Origin of the sequence: Chryseobacterium sp. WG23, from assembly GCF_024586575.1 — a bacterium.
GTDB lineage: Bacteria > Bacteroidota > Bacteroidia > Flavobacteriales > Weeksellaceae > Chryseobacterium.
In genome coordinates this window covers 97162-116570 of record NZ_JALCZE010000015.1, presented here as the reverse complement: position 1 = coordinate 116570, position 19409 = coordinate 97162, and the positions used below count along the sequence as shown (strand labels likewise).

The 19409-nt window shown below is 36.0% G+C and carries 24 protein-coding genes; 7 read left to right on the top strand and 17 right to left on the bottom strand.

The window, feature by feature from the left end; translation table 11 throughout:
* The 8 genes from hisD to MP477_RS20690 form a co-directional block, all read right to left on the bottom strand.
* Positions 1-1278 carry a histidinol dehydrogenase gene (gene hisD, locus MP477_RS20725; RefSeq protein ID WP_257191912.1) on the bottom strand — a complete coding sequence of 426 codons (1278 nt, stop codon included), beginning with the start codon at positions 1276-1278 and terminating at the stop codon, positions 1-3.
* A gap of 9 nt (positions 1279-1287) precedes the next feature.
* Entirely contained in the window at positions 1288-2145 is an 858-nt protein-coding gene (gene hisG, locus MP477_RS20720) for an ATP phosphoribosyltransferase (protein ID WP_257191911.1), read from the bottom strand.
* A gap of 247 nt (positions 2146-2392) precedes the next feature.
* Entirely contained in the window at positions 2393-3490 is a 1098-nt protein-coding gene (locus tag MP477_RS20715) for a glycosyltransferase family 1 protein (protein WP_257191909.1), read from the bottom strand.
* Positions 3491-3578: 88 nt separating this feature from the next.
* Positions 3579-4355 carry a polysaccharide deacetylase family protein gene (locus tag MP477_RS20710; RefSeq protein ID WP_257191908.1) on the bottom strand — a complete coding sequence of 259 codons (777 nt, stop codon included), beginning with the start codon at positions 4353-4355 and terminating at the stop codon, positions 3579-3581.
* A 1-nt stretch (position 4356) separates the two neighbouring features.
* Entirely contained in the window at positions 4357-5286 is a 930-nt protein-coding gene (locus tag MP477_RS20705) for a glycosyltransferase family 2 protein (RefSeq protein ID WP_257191907.1), read from the bottom strand.
* A gap of 3 nt (positions 5287-5289) precedes the next feature.
* Entirely contained in the window at positions 5290-6453 is a 1164-nt protein-coding gene (locus tag MP477_RS20700; protein WP_257191906.1) for a glycosyltransferase family 87 protein, read from the bottom strand.
* Between the two features lie 24 nt (positions 6454-6477).
* Positions 6478-7290 carry a 2,3,4,5-tetrahydropyridine-2,6-dicarboxylate N-succinyltransferase gene (locus tag MP477_RS20695; RefSeq protein WP_257191905.1) on the bottom strand — a complete coding sequence of 271 codons (813 nt, stop codon included), beginning with the start codon at positions 7288-7290 and terminating at the stop codon, positions 6478-6480.
* 311 nt (positions 7291-7601) lie between these two features.
* Positions 7602-8174: a C40 family peptidase gene (locus tag MP477_RS20690; RefSeq protein WP_257191903.1), complete on the bottom strand. Its 573-nt coding sequence runs from the start codon at positions 8172-8174 to the stop codon at positions 7602-7604.
* A 158-nt stretch (positions 8175-8332) separates the two neighbouring features.
* Here MP477_RS20690 and MP477_RS20685 point away from each other — a divergent pair, with 158 nt between their 5' ends.
* Positions 8333-8965 (top strand): hypothetical protein, encoded by a 633-nt coding sequence (locus MP477_RS20685; protein ID WP_257191900.1) that lies wholly within the window; start codon positions 8333-8335, stop codon positions 8963-8965.
* Between the two features lie 37 nt (positions 8966-9002).
* On the opposite strand, the gene MP477_RS20680 is transcribed toward MP477_RS20685, so the two are convergent.
* Complete coding sequence (locus MP477_RS20680) at positions 9003-9371, bottom strand: hypothetical protein (protein ID WP_257191899.1); 369 nt, start codon at positions 9369-9371, stop codon at positions 9003-9005.
* 387 nt (positions 9372-9758) lie between these two features.
* Between MP477_RS20680 and MP477_RS20675 the strand changes: the two genes are divergently transcribed.
* The gene (locus MP477_RS20675; protein ID WP_257191897.1) at positions 9759-10442 is read left to right on the top strand and encodes a hypothetical protein; all 684 of its coding nucleotides are present in this window, start codon (positions 9759-9761) and stop codon (positions 10440-10442) included.
* A 261-nt stretch (positions 10443-10703) separates the two neighbouring features.
* Entirely contained in the window at positions 10704-11069 is a 366-nt protein-coding gene (locus tag MP477_RS20670) for a helix-turn-helix domain-containing protein (RefSeq protein WP_257191896.1), read from the top strand.
* A 122-nt stretch (positions 11070-11191) separates the two neighbouring features.
* Here MP477_RS20670 and MP477_RS20665 read toward each other — a convergent pair whose 3' ends face one another.
* Both MP477_RS20665 and MP477_RS20660 read right to left on the bottom strand, forming a co-directional pair.
* Positions 11192-11563 carry a DoxX family protein gene (locus MP477_RS20665; RefSeq protein WP_257191895.1) on the bottom strand — a complete coding sequence of 124 codons (372 nt, stop codon included), beginning with the start codon at positions 11561-11563 and terminating at the stop codon, positions 11192-11194.
* A 224-nt stretch (positions 11564-11787) separates the two neighbouring features.
* On the bottom strand, positions 11788-12471 hold the full coding sequence (locus MP477_RS20660) for a Crp/Fnr family transcriptional regulator (protein WP_257191893.1): 684 nt from the start codon (positions 12469-12471) through the stop codon (positions 11788-11790).
* A gap of 135 nt (positions 12472-12606) precedes the next feature.
* Here MP477_RS20660 and gcvH point away from each other — a divergent pair, with 135 nt between their 5' ends.
* From gcvH to MP477_RS20640, 4 genes are all read left to right on the top strand, one after another.
* Positions 12607-12987 (top strand): glycine cleavage system protein GcvH, encoded by a 381-nt coding sequence (gcvH, locus tag MP477_RS20655; RefSeq protein WP_230036549.1) that lies wholly within the window; start codon positions 12607-12609, stop codon positions 12985-12987.
* Positions 12988-13043: 56 nt separating this feature from the next.
* Complete coding sequence (locus tag MP477_RS20650; protein ID WP_257191892.1) at positions 13044-13415, top strand: glycine cleavage system protein H; 372 nt, start codon at positions 13044-13046, stop codon at positions 13413-13415.
* Complete coding sequence (locus MP477_RS20645; protein WP_230036553.1) at positions 13412-14008, top strand: class I SAM-dependent methyltransferase; 597 nt, start codon at positions 13412-13414, stop codon at positions 14006-14008. Before MP477_RS20650 ends, MP477_RS20645 begins: the two co-directional genes overlap by 4 nt.
* A gap of 583 nt (positions 14009-14591) precedes the next feature.
* A complete protein-coding gene (locus MP477_RS20640; RefSeq protein ID WP_257191891.1) occupies positions 14592-14951 on the top strand; it encodes a hypothetical protein in 360 nt (119 codons plus the stop codon).
* Positions 14952-15021: 70 nt separating this feature from the next.
* Here the strand turns inward: MP477_RS20640 and MP477_RS20635 are convergent, their stop codons facing one another.
* The 6 genes from MP477_RS20635 to MP477_RS20610 all read right to left on the bottom strand — a co-directional run bounded on the left by MP477_RS20635 (position 15022) and on the right by MP477_RS20610 (position 19309).
* Positions 15022-15234 (bottom strand): hypothetical protein, encoded by a 213-nt coding sequence (locus MP477_RS20635; protein WP_257191890.1) that lies wholly within the window; start codon positions 15232-15234, stop codon positions 15022-15024.
* A gap of 293 nt (positions 15235-15527) precedes the next feature.
* Positions 15528-16574 carry an alpha/beta hydrolase gene (locus MP477_RS20630; protein WP_257191889.1) on the bottom strand — a complete coding sequence of 349 codons (1047 nt, stop codon included), beginning with the start codon at positions 16572-16574 and terminating at the stop codon, positions 15528-15530.
* A gap of 7 nt (positions 16575-16581) precedes the next feature.
* Positions 16582-17187: a carboxymuconolactone decarboxylase family protein gene (locus tag MP477_RS20625; RefSeq protein ID WP_257191888.1), complete on the bottom strand. Its 606-nt coding sequence runs from the start codon at positions 17185-17187 to the stop codon at positions 16582-16584.
* A gap of 53 nt (positions 17188-17240) precedes the next feature.
* Positions 17241-17672, bottom strand: a complete 432-nt coding sequence (locus MP477_RS20620) for a cupin domain-containing protein (protein WP_230036563.1) — start codon at positions 17670-17672, stop codon at positions 17241-17243.
* A 76-nt stretch (positions 17673-17748) separates the two neighbouring features.
* Complete coding sequence (locus MP477_RS20615; RefSeq protein WP_257191887.1) at positions 17749-18345, bottom strand: DapH/DapD/GlmU-related protein; 597 nt, start codon at positions 18343-18345, stop codon at positions 17749-17751.
* A gap of 85 nt (positions 18346-18430) precedes the next feature.
* Positions 18431-19309 carry an AraC family transcriptional regulator gene (locus tag MP477_RS20610; protein ID WP_257191886.1) on the bottom strand — a complete coding sequence of 293 codons (879 nt, stop codon included), beginning with the start codon at positions 19307-19309 and terminating at the stop codon, positions 18431-18433.
* Positions 19310-19409 lie beyond the last annotated feature (100 nt).

The following is a 19409-nucleotide window of genomic DNA, read 5'->3' as shown; positions in this document are numbered from 1 at the left end:
TTATCGTTTTAATCTTATTGATACTGCATTTTTGTGGGCAAAGAGTCCCTCTGCTTCTGCCATGAGTTCTATTGTTTTCCCTAAATTCTGAAGTCCTTCTTCAGACAGATGCTGGAATGTTATTTTTTTAACAAAACTATCCAGAGAAACCCCGCTGTAGTTCCTTGCATATGCGTTTGTCGGCAACGTGTGATTGGTTCCGCTGGCGTAATCTCCTGCACTCTCACAAGAGTAATTTCCTAAGAAAACCGACCCTGCATTCTGGACCATCGGAATATATTTTTTGAAATCCTTTATTGCTAAAATAAGGTGTTCCGGGGCATAGAGATTGCTGAACTCAATGGCTTCATCTAAAGAATTGACCAGAATAAAACAACTGTTTTCCAATGCTCTTCCCGCCATTTCATTTCTTGGTAATTTTTTGATTTGATGATCAATGGCCTCAATGGTCTCATTGAAAACTTTAAGGTCGGTAGCCACGAAAATCACCTGACTGTCACTGCCGTGCTCAGCTTGTGAAAGCAGGTCTGCAGCACAGAAATCCGGCACAGCTTGCTCATCCGCAATTACTAGAACCTCACTTGGCCCTGCAGGCATATCAATGGCTGCCCCATACCGTTGGGCATATTCTTTGGCTGCGACCACAAACTGATTTCCAGGTCCAAAAATTTTATACACCTTTGGAATACTTTCTGTTCCTAACGTCATGGCAGCAATAGCCTGAGCTCCTCCGGTTTTAAAAACTTTGGATATTCCGCACAGTTTTGCCGTATAAAGAATTGCAGGATTTACATTTCCGTTTTTATCCGGTGGTGTGCAGAGGATAACTTCCTTACATCCAGCCAGATTAGCAGGTATAGCAAGCATTAAAACCGTGGAGAATAAAGGAGCTGTTCCTCCCGGAATATAAATCCCTATTTTTTCAACTGCGCGATTTTCTCTCCAGCAAACAACTCCTTTTGTTGTTTCAATCTTTTGAACTTCCTGCTTCTGCGATTCGTGGAACTGAAAGATATTTTCTTTTGCCTGCTGAATAGCTTTCTTCAACTCACTGCTAACCAGATTTTCAGCTTCTTCAATTTCCGGTTCTGAAACAATAACACCATCAGTTTCTGCCTGATCAAATTTTTTATTAAATGCAAGAAGTGCCTGATCTCCATTTTTTTCAACTTCCTCAAATATTTTAGCAATAAGCCCTGAAATTTCTGCTCTTTCAAAAACGGGACGCTGTACTAAATTTGCCCATATATTTTTCTTAGGATATCTGTATATTTTCATATATGTGTTTTAAATGACCATTTTATCGATTGGAATAATAAGTATGTCCTGGGCTCCGTTTTCTTTCAGCTCGTCAATAACATCCCAAAATCTTTCTTCATCAATCACAGAATGAATACTGCTCCATCCTTCTTCTGCCAGAGGGATTACCGTAGGGCTTTTAAGGACAGGAAGAACATCTGCTACCTTCGTTATTTTTTCATTAGGAACATTCATCAGGATATACTTCGATTTTTTCGCCTTTAAAACAGCCTTGATTCTGAATAAAAGCTTTTCGAGAATAGCTTCTTTATCCTGCGACAGTTGAGGGGTTTGGGCAAGCACTGCTTCCGATTTGAGAAGGCTGACGGTTTCTCTTAATCCATTCTTAAACAAAGTACTTCCAGAACTTACGATATCGCAGATCCCATCTGCCAGACCAATGTTAGGTGCAATTTCTACAGAACCCGAAATGATGTGTATATCTGAAGTAATTCCTTTTTTTTCTAAGAAAGTCTTTAGGGTATTGGGATAGGAGGTTGCTATTTTTCGTCCTTGAAAATAAGAGAGTTCATCGGTTTCCACCTCTTTGGGAACAGCAAGGGAAACCCTGCACTTGGAAAAGCCAAGCTGCTGGATGATCCGGATGTCTTTTCCTTTTTCTATCAAAAGATTTTCACCTACGATAGCGATATCCACTACCCCGTCTTCAAGATACTGAGGAATGTCTGAATTTCGCAGATACATGATTTCCATCGGAAAATTATCTACCGAAACTTTAAGCTGGTCTTTACCGTTGTTGACAAATATTCCGCAGTCTTTGAGAAGCTGTAAAGATTCTTCGTAGAGCCGGCCGCTTTTCTGGATTGCAATTTTTATTTTACTCATTTCGTCTTTTTTGAGTCCGAGTAAATAAAAACTGATTGATTGGAATTTCTGAGGTGAATTCAGGAAACAAAAAAACCGTCTATTTACTCAGACGGTTTTTATTATTTTTGATTTTAGCATACACATATATCAATCAATTCCGCCTAACAGAGATGATGATAATAATGATGTAATGCTAAAAAAATGGGTTTCATTGTATTGAATTGTGGTACAAATGTAGGGTTTATTTTTAAAATGCAAAGTTTTTTCAGATAATTTTTTGATAAAAATTCATCAGCTTCTCAGCAATAGGTTGGTCATTAAACTTCTGAACAAACTCGAAACTCCTTTCTGCACGACGTTTCCTTTCGGATTCATTTTCCCACAAAAATTTTATTTTAGCTCCAATGTCGAGAGCATTATTGGGATCAATATATACAGAATCGCTTCCTCCCGCTTCAGGCAAACAGCTCGTATTGCTGGTCACCGTCACTGTTTTGGAGAAAAGTGCTTCTATCACTGGGATTCCAAAGCCTTCAAAGAAACTTGGGTATACAAAAATATCGGCCATTTTATAGATCACTGCCAATTCATCCATAGAAATACCTTCCAGAAACAGGACTTGTTTTTCCATGTTGTTCTTTTTCAGGAAGCGTTCTATCTTTTGGTAATATTTGGTCTTTCTTCCCACTACTACCAGAGGAATATCTGTTCCGTGGATTCCTTTTACAATATTCAGAAGGTTTTTTCGCTCCTCTATTGTTCCCACATTCAGAACAAATCTTTCAGGAAGTTTAATTTTTTCTTTTACCTTCTGCATAAATTCCTCAGACTGCTGCTCTTTAAAAGCTTTATGACAGCCCTGGTAAATCACCTCGATTTTAGTCTCCGGAACTTTTAAATAGTGGATAATATCTCTTTTGGTCTGTTCTGAAATCGCAATAATCTTATCGGCTGCTTCAGCTGCTTTTTTAAATTTCCAGAAGTGAATTTTCCTGTCAAAAAAAGAATAATACTGAGGATACCTCATAAAGATCAGATCATGGATCGTAACCACTTTTGTGATCGGTGTTTTATCCCATTTCAAGGGCAATTCACCGGATAGGCCATGGAAAATATCAGCTCCCTGTTTCTGAGCATCTTTCCCCATTTTCAGCTGCCTTGAAAGACTTCCTTTTGAGGTTTCTATAAACCGCACATCCGGGCGATCCAGAATATCTTTTCCCCGCTCGGAGGTGTTTTTATTAAGCAATATATACTGATTATCAGGATAATATTGAGAAAGTATTCTTACAAGGTCTCTGGAATAATTACCCAAACCGGACGTATTGTGAAAAAAACGTTTTGCGTCAAAGGCAATTTTCATAGGGATCTGTTTATTTTTTTTATAAAACCACAGGCAATTGTTACTTTCGCCTGGGTTTGTTTATGATGAAACTTCGCTGATGCTAATATCATCTTTGTATCTGTTTTTGAAACTCCTGAAAGGTACCAAACTGATGGCCTTTTTCTTTAAGCCAGCCCACGAATGAATCAAACCTTTCTACCATATCTTTTCCTGAGTTTTTCACTGTAAATCCCGGCAGTTTGAATGCTTCCTCTTTAATTTCTGCAAATTCCCACGGATGAAAATAAACATTCAGATATTTGTCTTTTTTCAAGGTATCTGAAGCCAGCTTTTTATAAAACGGCAAAGGAAAATTATGAAAACTCAGCCAGAATAAAGGAACTCTGAAATTAGGTGATACTGAAGCTGGAATTTGGGTTACATTCCCCTCTTTGAAGTAGGTCCTTGATACCTTTAAATTATTATATCTTCCCGGAAGAAAAGTAGGATTAACAGATGAATTGTAAGAATATCCGGCTTTTTCAACGGCTTTTTCGTCTACGGGCATCATCCTTGGCATTCTTAATCCCGTTACTTCTATTGAGAATAATTCCTGTAGTTTTTCCCTTGATTCTTTCAGGTGTTTTTCTTCAAATTCAGAATGAAACCATGTGTGAGAAGCCAGCTCATGGCCCTCGTTCAATAATCTTTCAATAAGGTTTTTGCTGTTCTCAGCAAAAACCACAGTAGAAAAGAAAGTAGCTTTTGCCTGGTGTTTTTTAAGGATATCCAATATCCTTTCCAGTCCTGTCTGCGAAATTGAAATCTGCTTTTCAAAAGGAATTTCACCCTTATACTCTAATGGCATATCAAATTCTTCGATATCAAAACTCAATAATACCATTCTAAAAATTTTTGTTTTTAATAATATAATTAGGCCTGTCTTTCACCTGTTTAAATATTTTACCTAAGTAAATTCCCATAATTCCCATAATGATCAATTGCAGTCCTCCAAAAAAGACGATCGTCATAATCAAGGATGCCCAACCTGAAATTTCCGTTTTTGCCACAAATGAATGAATGACGTAAGTTCCGTATCCCACAATGGAAAGTGCTGAAAATAAAAAGCCTAAATAAGCCGCTATATACAGTGGTTTTACGCTAAAAGCTGTAATCCCTGTAAATGCAAAAGTGAGCATTTTTTTAAAATTGTAGCTGCTTTCTCCGGAGAGTCTGGTATCTGCTTTAAAATCAATGCCGGCCTGTTTGAAGCCCATCCAGCTGGTGAGACCTCTGAGGAATAAATCGTCTTCGGTAAAGGTACGCATTACTTCAACAGCATTGGCATCCATTAACCTGAAATCTGAACCGCCTCCTTTTGTTAAATTAACATCGGATAAGCCGGATAATATTTTATAGAAAAAGTCTGACGTTTTTCTTTTAAAAAAAGATATTTCTTTGGGATATGTTCTTACAGTAAATACAATATCATAGCCTTCTTCCCATTTTTTAATCAGTTCGGGAATCAGTTCGGGTGGGTGCTGAAGATCGCCATCCATTGAAATAACGGCATTTCCATTGGCATTATCCATCCCGGCCTTTACAGCGGGCTGATGGCCGAAGTTTCTCGAAAATTCAATATATTTCACTTCATCAAACTTCTGAGACAGTTCTTCCAATCGCTGCTGGGTATTGTCTCTGCTTCCGTCATTAACGAAAATAACTTCATAATGATAGTTTTCCAGCCCGGAAAAAACATCCCTGATTCTTTCATGGACTAAGGCAACATTACCTTCTTCATTATGGGCAGGAATGACAATTGAGATTTTCTTCATGAGTTAGTATGATAATTTGTCTGTATATTTTTTAGTCATCAGCTCCCATGTCAGCCTTAGCCATATGACCACACATGGAACAGCTTTAATGGCATACTTCAGAATAAAATTCTCTTTTACCGTTTTTGGAAACAAATCTGAAGTTGAAAAACACGTAAACAGGATCAGAAAAACCAACATGGCAATAACTACCGGACTTTTCTTTTCCTGAATCAAAAACCAGATGACAGCACCTGCCACAGCAATGATATAGGTAGGTGGTTCAGAACTGGAGCTGAACAACACTACAAACAATAATGATGATGCTAAAATAGACAGTTTAAAACCTAAATACTTGTACTGACTGATTCTCAGGTAAGGTAAAAAGAAAAGCGGAACCCCAATAGCCAGAAATATCGTATTGGGAATGGCAGCATCTCCCAGCACTCTTCTCACAAATCCCATCAGGGAAATATCCTGAAAGTTTCCAAGCTGCTGGTTTTCCATATTTTTATGTTTCAATTCTACAAACCAGTCTACATAAGACTGCAAACCGAAATGGAAAGATGAATACAACATCGGAATAGCCAGAAATGCTAAAGAAATAACAATAAAGGAAAGTATGAATTTCTTTTTATCTTTTATGAAAAAGAATGAGGAAAGCCCTACAATTCCATAGATTTTTACAAAGAAACCTATGCAGATTGATAAAGCAGACTGCACTTCTTCTTTTCTGTAAATATGAGCTGCCGAAAGAATAATCAATCCTGCCAATGCCACATTAAACTGCTGGTGGAGGCTGGAGGTGATAAACTCCTGTAAACAAAGCCATAAGAAAAAGGATTTATTTCTTTCTGAGAACGGTAATTTTTTTGCTGCCAGTAGGAAAACCAACACATTCGCTACATTCCACAGGATTAAACCCGCCCAATCCGGAAGCATTGCAAAGGGAGCAATAATGGCGCTAAAGAATACCCCATAATGATTAACATCCAGATATTCCGGGTAAGAAAGATAAAGGTTTCTCTCTTTAAGGGTGTTAAAAAAAACGTTCTTAAAAATAAGGTAGTTATTGTAAGCACGCTCTCCCCTGGAATATTTTGACAAGGCTGTAGCAATGGCAGTAATAATATAAACCCCAAATATATATTTAGGGTTTAGTATAAATGATGAAATTTTTTCCTTCAATGTGGCATTTTTTATGGTTGTAAACTATACAGCTACATTATTTTCCCTTAAAGCATCATTAAGTGAAGTCTTCTTATCTGTAGATTCTTTTCTCTGTCCAATAATAAGAGCACATGGAACCTGATATTCTCCGGCTGGATATTGTTTGGTGTAACTTCCAGGAATTACTACTGAACGTGCAGGCACTCTTCCTTTTATTTCAACAGGCTCATTTCCTGTTACATCAATAATTTTTGTAGATGCCGTCAATACAACATTAGCTCCCAGTACGGCTTCTTTTTCCACATGTACACCTTCTACAACGATACATCTTGAACCAATGAAACAATCATCTTCAATAATTACCGGAGCAGCTTGTAACGGTTCCAATACACCACCGATACCCACTCCACCACTCAAGTGTACGTTTTTACCGATCTGTGCACAGCTTCCTACTGTAGCCCAGGTATCTACCATAGTTCCTGAATCTACATAAGCCCCGATATTAACATAAGAAGGCATCAGAATTACTCCTGAAGCTACAAAAGATCCTTCTCTTGCAATGGCATGAGGTACAACTCTTACTCCTTTTTCTGCATAATTTTTCTTTAAAGGAATTTTGTCATGAAATTCAAATGGTCCTACTTCAATAGTTTCCATTTTCTGAATTGGGAAATACATTACTACTGCTTTTTTCACCCATTCGTTTACCTGCCATCCATTTTCTGTAGGTTCAGCTACACGAAGTTCTCCGGAATCAAGTAAAGAAATCACCTCTCTTATCGTTTTCTGGCTCTCTTCATTTTGTAATAAATCTCTGTTATCCCAAATGTTTTCAATTGTTTGTTGTAACGACATGTTTCTTATTTAAATTAGTTTGAAAAATTATACGGCCAAAGATACAAAAAAGTTCAGCAAAATACCTGTTAACTTTATGCTTTTGACTAAAGGCCCAGCATCCGTCCAACCCTCTTTTTATAAGTTAGATAGCCTGTCCGTTTTTGGAAATCTGGGTGGTTGTTGTTCAGTATAGATATTTGCCAGCTCCTGAGACTTTCAGAAAGAAGCTGATATCATTGTTTTTTTAAGGCTCCACGGGACACATCCAATGTGGTAAAACAATATATCGTATAAAGGCAGCAATTCCTAATGACATCAATGAGTACATATTACAGAACTCTTTGAGCATGGAGATAGGCTTTATTCCAATATTTTTCGTTCAGGGATGAAATAATCACTCCTTTTGAGGTAGAGGCATGGATAAACTTAACTTCCCCATCAGGTCCTATATCATGAACAATTCCTACGTGGGAAACCCTGCTTCCTCCTGCTGTTGCAAAAAACAACAAATCACCGGGCTTAACATCGGTAATGTCTATATTTTTCCCGGCATCGGCCTGATCTGATGATCTTCTTGGAAGGTTGAAAGAATTTTCTTCAAACACTTTTACCGTAAACCCGGAACAGTCGAATCCGGAAGATGTATTTCCTCCAAATTTATAGGGAGTTCCAATATATTTCTCTGCATCTTTCAGAATATCATTCGCCGATCTTGGGACTTTTCCGTCAAATTTAGAATCAAGTCTTCTAAGGTTTTCAGATTTTGCCACCATTTTAGATCCGGATTTTTTATGGGCAGAAACGCTTTTTGATGATCCACAGGAAACAACAATAGCAGAAGCTATCATGAGAACAGACAGCTGTTTTACTCTTAGTTTTTTTACAAATAATTCCGATCCCATACTCCTCTGATTTTTACTTAATTAACTATTTATATACAAATATACATTTTATAATTTAATTATAAAATAACTATACTACAACTATATGATAAATATATGTTAAAATTTAAATTCCCATTATTTATTCCTATATTTGGATTCAATTTGGCAATAATAATATGGCAACGTATGAAAGTCTCATCAAGATCAAAGGAACTGTGGGTGACCTGGTTTTTTATAATCTGAACGGCAAGAATGTGGTTCGGAAGAAAAGTGGTTTTAATAAAACGGCTTTTAAAAAGAAAGCGTCATATGAAAAAGTAAGACAGAACAGTTCGGAATTTGGGCACTGTTCTAAAGTCGGAAAAATCATACGGGCCGGTTTGACTGCCTATATTAAAGAAGCAGGAGATCCCCTCCTCTACCAGAAGTTTGCTAAGGTAATGACCGAAATTAAAGACCTAGACATCTTATCTGAAAGAGGTAAAAGGACTGTAAAAGAAGGATTAAAAACAGAAGAAGGAAAAGCTCTTCTCAGAGGATTTCCGTTTGGGAAAACAAAAAAATTATTAGTAAAAGTTCAGGATTACACTCTTTTTCCGGATGAAAGCTCAGCATCATATATGGCTGATATTCTGACGATCAGATTGGATTTTGAACATTACACGGCTGAATATGCTGAAGAGCATATTATTCTGGAGAATAAGCAAAAGATCAGTTTTAAAAAGCAGTTTTCAGAAGATGATTTTCTGATTTGTTTTGTGGCCCTGAAAAAAGAAGACCATACGATTACCCATATGGGATTTGTATAAATAAAAAAGTCTGCAACTTTCTGCAGACTTTCTATTTTTATTTTTTATCTCCTTTCCAGCTTCCTGATTTTGCAGGGGTGGGAAGTGAGTTGGACCAATTTCCATTTCCTTTTTTATCCGTATTTAAGGTTCCTCTGAAATCTCCTTTTGACGGAAGCCCTACTACTGCATTTAAATCTCCTGAAGTACTTAGATTACCGGAAATATTGTAATTTTCATCATTTACATCGGAATGCATGGTACCTGTCACTTTTCCGGCATTATCTACCACAATGTTCCAGACTCCCTTATCACTCCCCTCGTAGGTTCCTGACCATGTTCCTATATAATCATAGATAGTGTCATCATCAGAGCTACAACCGATAAATAAAAACGCCGTTAATAAAAGTAAAAAAAGTTTCTTCATAGTTTCAGTAGTTTTATAACCTAAAATCCTGTTATTCCCTGTTCCATTTTGTTCAAAAAGCATCCTGTGACAAAGAATAGTGTTTAATATTTATTATTTTTTGTTCGTGCAAATCTACTAATTTTTTCTTCAAATTGTCTGAATTTTAATCAGCAGACAATATGTTTATTAAAAAACAACATATTTCGGCTAAAATACAAATATTTTTCAAACAATATCACGGATCGGAATTTTTGAGTTAATCTTTCATTTATAAGTTTAATTTATCCTTAATTAATTATTATATAGCTATTAAGTTACTATATTATATATTTTTATAGAATTAATATCTTAAATTATATATATTTCCTATCTTAGTGAAAAATTAGACAGATTTAATTTAATAACATGAAAACAAAAACTATTTTTGTGGCAGTGCTTGCATTTTATGGCAGTGTAAGCGCTCAGGTAGGAATTAATACAACTACTCCTACTCAGACATTAGATGTAAATGGACAGGTAAGAGTACGAGGGTTGGCAAATCCTGATAAAAAAATTGTTTCAGCAGACGCACAGGGAGTTCTTACCTTATTATCCCCTGAAGAAATTTTTTCTCCAAAAGCTATACTCAACACTTCTACATCTCCTGCTGAGCAAAGATCCACTATCTATGAAGGACATTGTTTCCAGCCTTCAGATAATGCTTCTTCGTGTACTGTTATTGTTAACCATTACAGTTCGTGTGCCGGTTTTACCAATGCTGTGGACACTCAAATTGTAGTTGGACAGGGAATTAATACAGGAAACGGGCAGTTCTTAGGCACCTGGTCGGCCCGATTCATCGACAATAAGGGATTTTTCGGTACGGCACCTGTGGCCAACCAGATTCCTCCCGACTATCCAAGAATTTCCTATCCAGCCCCTAACATGGCCAATTATCTGGGAAGCGGATCATTCTCCGGACAATGTAACACCGACCTGGTTACTACCATCAATCAGACCACCGGGGATATAAAAATAGAATCTGTGAAACGAAGTATGTTTGCACATCTTGTCTATCTTATTTCAGTAGCGCGTTCGAAAAGTCTATAATACCTATATAATTGATTTCAATGAGGAGCCGCAATCTGTTGTGGCTCTTTTTTTAAAAGAAACATCTGTATTTGTTTTAAGTACTACAAAATCATTGCTATTTCTAAGTTTTTTAATCCGTTTACAACCATAAGACACTGCTTATTGTATGATTTGCAAATTTTAATAAAGCTTCAATCTTTTTGTACATTTGCTTTATCATAAACAGTTGCACTCAGCTTCACCTGACCTGATTTCAAATATAAACCAACAGCTATCCCAATGACCACCAGGAAAGAAAATTCAACAAATAATCACAACGAAATGTACTGGAAAAGCAATTGTGGGCTGTCCGGTACTTTAGCAATAATAGGAGGAAGATGGAAAATTAACATCCTCGCCTACCTGCTCAATCACCCCAGGCTACGGTATTCTGAACTTAAAGAAAAGCTTGTTGGAATTTCCGAACGGGTATTGAGTGCCAAATTAAAAGAGCTTGAAAATGATGTTCTGATAGAAAAGATTGAATATGAAGGATTTCCTCCTAAAGTAGAGTACATTCTAACAGAAAAAGGAAAGTCTTTAAAAGAAATCTTTGATTTGATGGACCGTTGGGGAGATCAGGCCATCGAAAAACCAGATGAATAAAAATAAGGAAGCTGTAACGGTTTGTTAATTTTAAACCACGAATACACGTATAAAATGTTCGCATATTCGTGGTGTAAACTAAAAGGTTACCTCAATTTTGAGACGCTCTTTTACAATGCTGCTTAGACCATAATTTTAAAGTTCTTATCGAGGACCAGTAAAACAACTGAAATCATACACATCAGTAAAGAGCTGTAATAATGATTGTACTCATTGTGAGCCATGTGAGCAGTGAAAGCTCCTATGGCAAAAGGAAATAAATACAGTGCTGCTATATTTCTAAACTGAGGTTTAAATAGGCCTACAACCAACATAACAACTCCCAATAATTCTAATACTCCTATAAGAATTGTCGAAGGAATATTAAATCCTAAAGATTTCATACTTTGCATCATAGAGGTCTTTTGAAAGACCTTATACAAAGAAGCATACCCAAAAACATACAGATAATAGGCATAGCCCGCCCAGTAAATAACGGTTTTTATAATTTCCATTTCTTTTTTTTACAAATTTCATAAAAAGAAATATTTTTCCTGTTTACTTACTAAATTGTAGGAAAAGGGAAATTTTGAAAAAAAGAACAGGTCTCTATAGCAAAACTGAAAAAATGGGGTGTTTTAACAGGACTTTTCACCTTGAATTCCCTAAGGTAATTTTAAATCAAATCAGAAAACACCCAAAGTCTGTGAGTGATAGTAACTAAGAAATTTGGATTAATTTACATGAAATTGGCTATCTGTGTCAACATTTTAAAATTGAGCAGCTGTATTTTCCGGCCTTCCATCAAGATAAGCTGATCTTTTTTAAAATCATGAAGTATACGTGCCAATGTTTCATTTGCTGTACCGGCCATATTGGCTAAGTCTGCTCGGGATAGTGTGATAAATACATCGTCTTCTGCTCCGTTTCCTTTATATTTATTATGTAAAATAAGGAGACTCAGAGCCACCCGCTCTCTGACAGTACGCTGTGACAATACCGTCATCAAATTGGCCATCACACTGAACTCATGGCTTAAGCTTCTTAAAAGCAATCTTGAAAATACCACGGACATATCCAGTAATTTGAGAAAGTCTTCTTTTGAAATAAATGAGATCATTGAATTCTCAAGAGTCTGTGTGGTATCTCCATAACATTCATTGCTTAAAATAGCTGAATATCCAAAAAACTCTCCTGAATTGTAAATATAAATGATCTGCTCCCTCCCCTCATTATCTACTTTATACTTTTTTACTTTCCCTTCTTTTAAATAAAAAATACCACTGGGTATTGTTCCATCGGTAAATATCGCTTCATTTTTGCGATAATTCCTGTTCTGCATTACGCCCTGAAGCAGCTCTTTATCACTCTCCGGCAATTCGTCAAAAAGGTATTGATTATTAAAGATAAATTTTGAAATCATAGGTTAGAACAAAATTAAGCAATTTTCAGCTATGCAATTTGATTTAAATCAAATTTTATCACGATCTAGGTCATCATAAGTCTCAGCTAAACGATCTACTTTTACACCGGCAATTAAATAAAAGAATTATAAAAAATGAAGATTCCTGAAAACCTCTTGTATACAGAGGACCATGAATGGGTAAGATTAGAAAATAATACGGCATACATTGGAATTACTGATTTTGCGCAACGTGAATTAGGTGATATAGTCTATATTGAAATCGAGACACTGGGAGAAAATTTAAAACAGCATGAAGTATTTGGAAGCGTGGAAGCCGTAAAGACTGTATCAGACCTTTTCCTGCCTGTGCCCGGTGAAATACTGGAGATCAATCCCAAACTGGAAGCCAACCCGGAACTTGTGAATACCGATCCCTATGGAGAAGGCTGGATGATCAAAATCAGAATCGAAAATATTTTTGATACAGAAGGTTTACTGAGAGCTAAATCATATGCATCTTTAATTGGCAGATAATCTCATAAAACTCTAATAACCAGGAAAACAACATTCATAAAATAAATTTGATTCCTATGCTTATTCCTAAGAATCTTTATTATACTAAATATCATTTATGGCTAAGAAAAATAGGATTGTATGATTTCTGCATAGGAATTACTGATTTTGCCCAGAAAGAAATTGGTGAAATCAATCTTATTGAAATCAATCTGGAGGAAAAAACAATAGGAGAAAAGGAACCATGGGGCTTTGTTTATGGAACTCACAAAACTTTTCCCCTTATTTTGCCCGGTGAGTTTACCATTACAGATGTCAATATCATGCTGAACGAAAAGCCTTCACATATTAATATAGCTCCTTATAGTTATTGGTTTTTGAGTATTTCAGCCGATATTTGCACCAGTGAATTTTTGACCCATAAAGAATATATTCAACTTATCAAATGATTTTTAATGATCTCAAATTAAATATTGATGTTAAAGACAGTACTTTTAATGAACTTTATCCAAGTCATATAAAAGAGCTGGCAAGCCGTCATTGGACACCCATTGCTGTTGCAAAGATAGCCGCCGAATATCTCGCCCAGAAGCCTGATACTAAAATACTGGATATTGGTGCCGGTGTCGGAAAGTTTTGCCTGGTGGGGGCAGCTTCTACCAAAGGGATGTTTTTCGGTGTTGAACAAAGAGCTTCCCTCACGAAGATCTCAAAAAAGATAGCTTCCCGTAATAAAATCGATAATGTAGAGTTTATTCATGCCAATATCAATGAAATTTCCTTTTTGGATTATGATGCCTTCTACTTTTTTAATTCTTTTTATGAAAATATAGATACCACATGTTTAATAGACAATACAGTGATGCCGGAGAAAGATTTATATTATGCTTATTCGGACTACGTAAAGGAACAGCTTGATAAAACTCCTGTAGGTACCCGTCTGGTTACGTATTGGAGTAAATGGGATGAGATTCCTAGCAGTTTTGATATCGTGGGTACCGACTGTAATGGATTACTGAACTTCTGGAAGAAAACAGTATAATCAATTCCGAAATGAATGGAGCCTGTCTAATGACAGCAGGTTACCCCAATTCAGAAAGTAGATGATCACTAAGATTCTCTATAGATTTTCTGATTACAACTGACAAATCAGCAATAAAGGTAATATTACCAATATGCGGTCTGGATATTATATATTTTTTTGGAGTATTACTACGATCTTTTTTGTAGTAATACTTTTTTTCTCAGAGAAGTATCTTACTTATCACGATGTTTCTTTACAAAATTGAAGGCTTTTATTGTATACCTATTCCTTTAACTGAGGAGTGGCTAATTAGGTTTGGCTTTGAAAATAATGACGGAGAAAAGTATAATCCGAATGATGAATAGGTAGAGCAATTTGAATATACATTAGATATCATAGAGCTTTCATATGCAAACCGTCTAAAGGCTGGATAATCAAGTTGGGAAATTATGATGATGAGATACGTACACCAGCTCCAAAACCTTTTCTTCGCACTTAAAGGAAAAGAGTTAACAGTAAGCAAATAGTTTTTCAAATAGTTTTTAAGGAATCCCATAATTATTTTGTATAATATTTTCCTTTCTTTGACCAAAATTATGAAATGAAAAAAATTGTCTTTATATTGGGACTTGCCTGTTATTCATGTGGAGATAAATATGAAGGTCAAATTATTTATAAGACAACAATTCCTCCATACATGATTAGTAATATTGCCAAGTCCGATATAGATATAGAAGCCGACACAGATAGACAAGCAAAAATTCAATTTGTTACGAGGGCTACAATTTATAATAATGTTTCCCCTTACATTCAATCGGAATTTATTACCGGATCCTTGCTAAAAAACAAGAGAGGTATAAGTTATTTACTAGATCAGAATACAATTGACAGCATAAATATATCAATTAAAAGAATTACAGCACATAGAAACGGCTATTTCAATCCGTATAAACAAAAGTAAGCCCCAATTAGACTGCCCACAAAAAGTTAAACACTTTTTAAGGGCAGTCTACAAAGAGAAGGCATAAATTTTAAATTCTTGAATGTTTAAGTGTAAATTTTTTGAACCTACTACCATACATCAATTTGAGACGATCACAACATTCATCAAATAACTCGTGATCTTCATCCCATTCATCTTCCGGGTTCAATTGTAAAAATCCATAGATTTTCCCGTCCACATCTAAAACATCTAAATAATGTTTCGTTTCCTTTCCATTTTTAATGGTTCTATAAATTATCATTTGTTAAATTTCCCACTGTTATAAGGTACTATCTCTAATATAGTGATTTAGATCAGAAAAACAAATAGTTATATAGAATATTTTTATATTTTTTTGGAGGGCAGCGGATTTTCTTTCTTAATCACCTCTTGCATCTTATCCACTTCCTTTATACATATGATATTTTAATGCTAACTTTTCATCGTCAGCCATGAGGTTGCTAAAATACTTGATGATGTAACTGGCAGTTTCTTTGTCCATACTTAGTAAATATAGTCAATGCAGAACCTTTTACAAATATTTTTGCCATTGATCTATTTTAAATTCGTTGTAAAGAAACTTTCCAATTTATCAAATGGAATCACATCCACTTTATCATACAAATCTACGTGAACTGCATTTGGAATGATCATTAATTCTTTAGGTTCATTTGCAGATTTAAATATATCTTCACTGAAATATCTGGAATGAGCCTTTTCACCGGCAATCATAAGAATAGATCTTGGCGAAATTTCTTTCACGTAAGTCAATATCGGCATATTCATAAACGACAACGGATTAGTTACCAACCATGCTCCGTTTGAGTTCACAGAATTTACATGAAAGCCTCGTAGTGTTCTGTAATAGTCAAAATATTCTTTTACAAATTGTGGTTCATCACCTTTCAGGGATTCCGGCAGATTTCTTGGTCCATTGGCAGGCTTTCCGTTTTCAGCGTCTTTCCAACGTTGCTGCCCCAAATCTTCCAATGTTTTAGTGCGTTGTTCTGATGTTACAGAGTCGCTGTATCCTTTCGACATCAGTCTTGTCATATCATACAGACTTGTTGTGGCAACGGCTTTCACTCGTTTATCAATTGCAGTGGCGTTTAATGCAAATCCTCCAAAACCACAAATCCCAATAATCCCAATTTTATTCCTGTCAATGTTTTTCTGTAACCCTAAAAAGTCAACTGCAGCACTGAAATCCTCCGTATTAATTTCCGGTGAAGCTACATTTCTGGGTTCGCCGCCACTTTCGCCAGTATAAGATGGATCAAATGCCACAACGGCAAAACCACGTTCAGCCATCTGGTTGGCATATAATCCTGATGATTGCTGCTTTACGGCGCCAAATGGTCCGCTAATAGCCAATGCTGCTAATTTTTCATTTCCTGCCCTTTTTGGCAGATATAAATCACCACTCAATGTAATGCCACAACGGTTTTTGAAAGTTATTTTTTGACGGGTTACCTTATCGCTTAATTTAAATGTATAATGTTCTTTTGATGTATTCATTTCTGAAGGTATTGATTTTTTCTGGGCCAAAATATGGGTGAACAAAAGCACGGCAGCTATCGATAATAATTTTATGGTATTCATTTATTCATTATTTGTTGATTATAGTCTCTACAACTGTTGCTAAAACAATAAGTTGATCATCAGTAATTCCGGTATTCCTGCCCATAGCGATGTGAGATTTCAATTGCGGTTCTAATCCTTTCATTGAAGATAAAGCTGCAATGGTAATGAGTTCTCTTTGCTGATGAGTAAGAACATCACTTGCAAAAATATCGGCAAATAAATGTTCTTTTAAAAATGCGTCCATTCTTGGTGCAAATTCTCCAAATCCCGGAGCAGGCTTTATTTGTGGCGTATTACTTAAAACTTCCAATACTTTTCTTCCCTGTTCATATTTATCAGGTGGATTATTTTCGGTAATAATTTTTTCACCTTCACTATCTGCTATTCCTTTGGCTTTTCGATCTTCAACAACCGTTTTAAATGCATTAATTGCATTAAGACTTCGTGGAAAACCACAGTACGCATACAATTGTACCAGTTCCTCTTTTATTTCATTAATGGTTAATCCATTATCCAGTCCTTCATTTAATTGGATTTGAAGATCTTCCAGGTTTCCTATTGCCGTTAATGCAGAGATTTTCACCAAACTCTGCTGCCGGCTATCCAGTCCTTTTTTAATTTGTGCGTTCATAATTGTTGCGCTTAAAATGATTACAAAAAAAGTGGGTATATACTTCCAATTCTTCATCCTTTTTTAATCTGCTTATTAGCCTCACTGTATTCTTCATCAGTTACAGGTTCAAGCCAGACATTTTCATTCGTTATCGGATTACATGTAACACCGAGATGGGAAAACCAGCTTTTTGCCGTTGCTCCGTGCCAATGCTCCACATCAGGTGCAATTTCTACAATATCTCCTGACTTCAGATGTATGGCACGCTTTCCTTTTTCCTGATACAATCCTTCACCGCCTACGACAATTAAAATCTGTCCTCCAGTGTGCTTATGCCAGTTGTTTCTACAGCCGGGTTCAAAGGTTACGTTTGAAAGGGGCACATTTAAATCCTTCTCTGTAGTAAGCATTGCCAGGTAAGATTTACCTGTAAAATATGGTGCATATTCAGTATTTTCTTCACCCGTAGGAAAATCGCTTATTTTGGGAATTTCTGTTTTCATATTTTTTTATTTTTATTATTGACGGTGTATAAACCGAAAATATGGGTTACCAATTGCCTGACGCTTAATTTTTGATTTAGGAGTAAATATCTTTAAGAAATTTTGCAGGTATTCCACCGACAATGCTATTGTCGGGAACATTTTTAGACACCACCGCTCCGGCTGCTACAACTGCATTCTCACCAATTGTCACACCAGGTAAAATGGTCGCGTTGGCACCGATCCATGCATTTTTTTTGATAAGGATAGGTTTGCCAATCAGTCCTTTTCTATCTTGAGGGTTTAACGGATGGTTTTCGGTAATAAGGCTGACTTTTGGACCAATTAAGACATCATCCTCAATCGTAATTCCACCTAATGCTAAAAAAGTACAGTCAAAATTAATAAAGACATTTTTTCCAATGCTGATGTGCTTGCCGTAATTGATGTAAATTGGTGTGAATACGGCAACATCCTGAATTTCTTTATCTAAAATCCTGCTTAATAGTTGCATAATTTCCTCCGGATCCGAAGAAGCATTCATCTGTATAAGTAATGCTTTCACAGCAAATGCTTCCTCTCTTAGTCTGGCTATTTGTAAATCATTGGGAAATATCGTTTCACCAGCTAAAAGCCGTTCAAAAATATCTTTCTGAACAGAAGTAGAATCGGGGATGTTATTTAAATCTGACATTGTATTTGGATTTGATTACCAAGTACAAAGTTAATACCTCCTTTGAGCAGAGTGGTAATGATTATCAAACCAAAGATTAAGAAAATCAAACTTCCGACAAACGAAAAGCAGTCGGATTAGTTCCTGTAAATTTTTTAAAGAAATTATTGAAGTAGGTTGGATAGTCGAATCCCAGGGCGTAAGCGATTTCTGAAATACTCCAGTCGGTGTGTAGCAAAAGGGTCTTGGCTTCCATAATAATTCGCTCAGTAATGTGCGATGTTGTAGATTTTCCTGTGACTTCTTTTACAACCCGGTTCAGATAATTGGTGTGTACATTGAGATGTTGGGCGTAATGCTGTGCAGTTCGTAGCTGAAGTGGGTTTTGGATAGTTTCAATAGGAAACTGCCTTTCCAATAATTCCATGAAAACGGAAGTCAATCTTGAAGATGCATTCTTATTCTGTTCGTAATTTTCAGAAGGCTCCATCTTCAGAGATTCGTGGATGATGAGACTGATGTAATTGCGAATCAACTCATCTTTAAATACATAATCACTCTCCTGCTCTGTTATCATTTTCTGAAATAAGGTATTGAGAAAAAATCTTTGTTCCTCAGTAATTTTCAAAACGGGTGTTCCGCCAATTTTAAAAAATGAGGACTGCTGTAAACTTTCCGAACGCTCAGAGTTTTTAAAAAATTCTTCAGAGAAAAGAATAGTGTAGCCGGCATAAGTTGTTGAAATGGTTTCCCACGAATAAGGAATATGCGGGTTTCCAAAGAAAAGGATTGTTCCTTCCTGCTCATACGTTTTGTCAGTGTAATGAATTTTGCTTCTGCCGGTCGTCAGGCAAATTTTATAAAAATCTTTTCTACTGTAAGTCCTGGTCTCAGCACCATCTTCTTCTATTTGAAATGCTTTAAAGCCTTGCAGTTTAAGCTCATTATTAAATCTGGAAACTTCTCTTGTCACCTTTTCTTTCATAATGCAAAGTTAAGAAATTCAAATACGTAACATTTACTTTTTTATTTGCCATATTTATATAATTTTGCTTGGGAAAGCGTTCTCATTTCAGTAAGGGTCA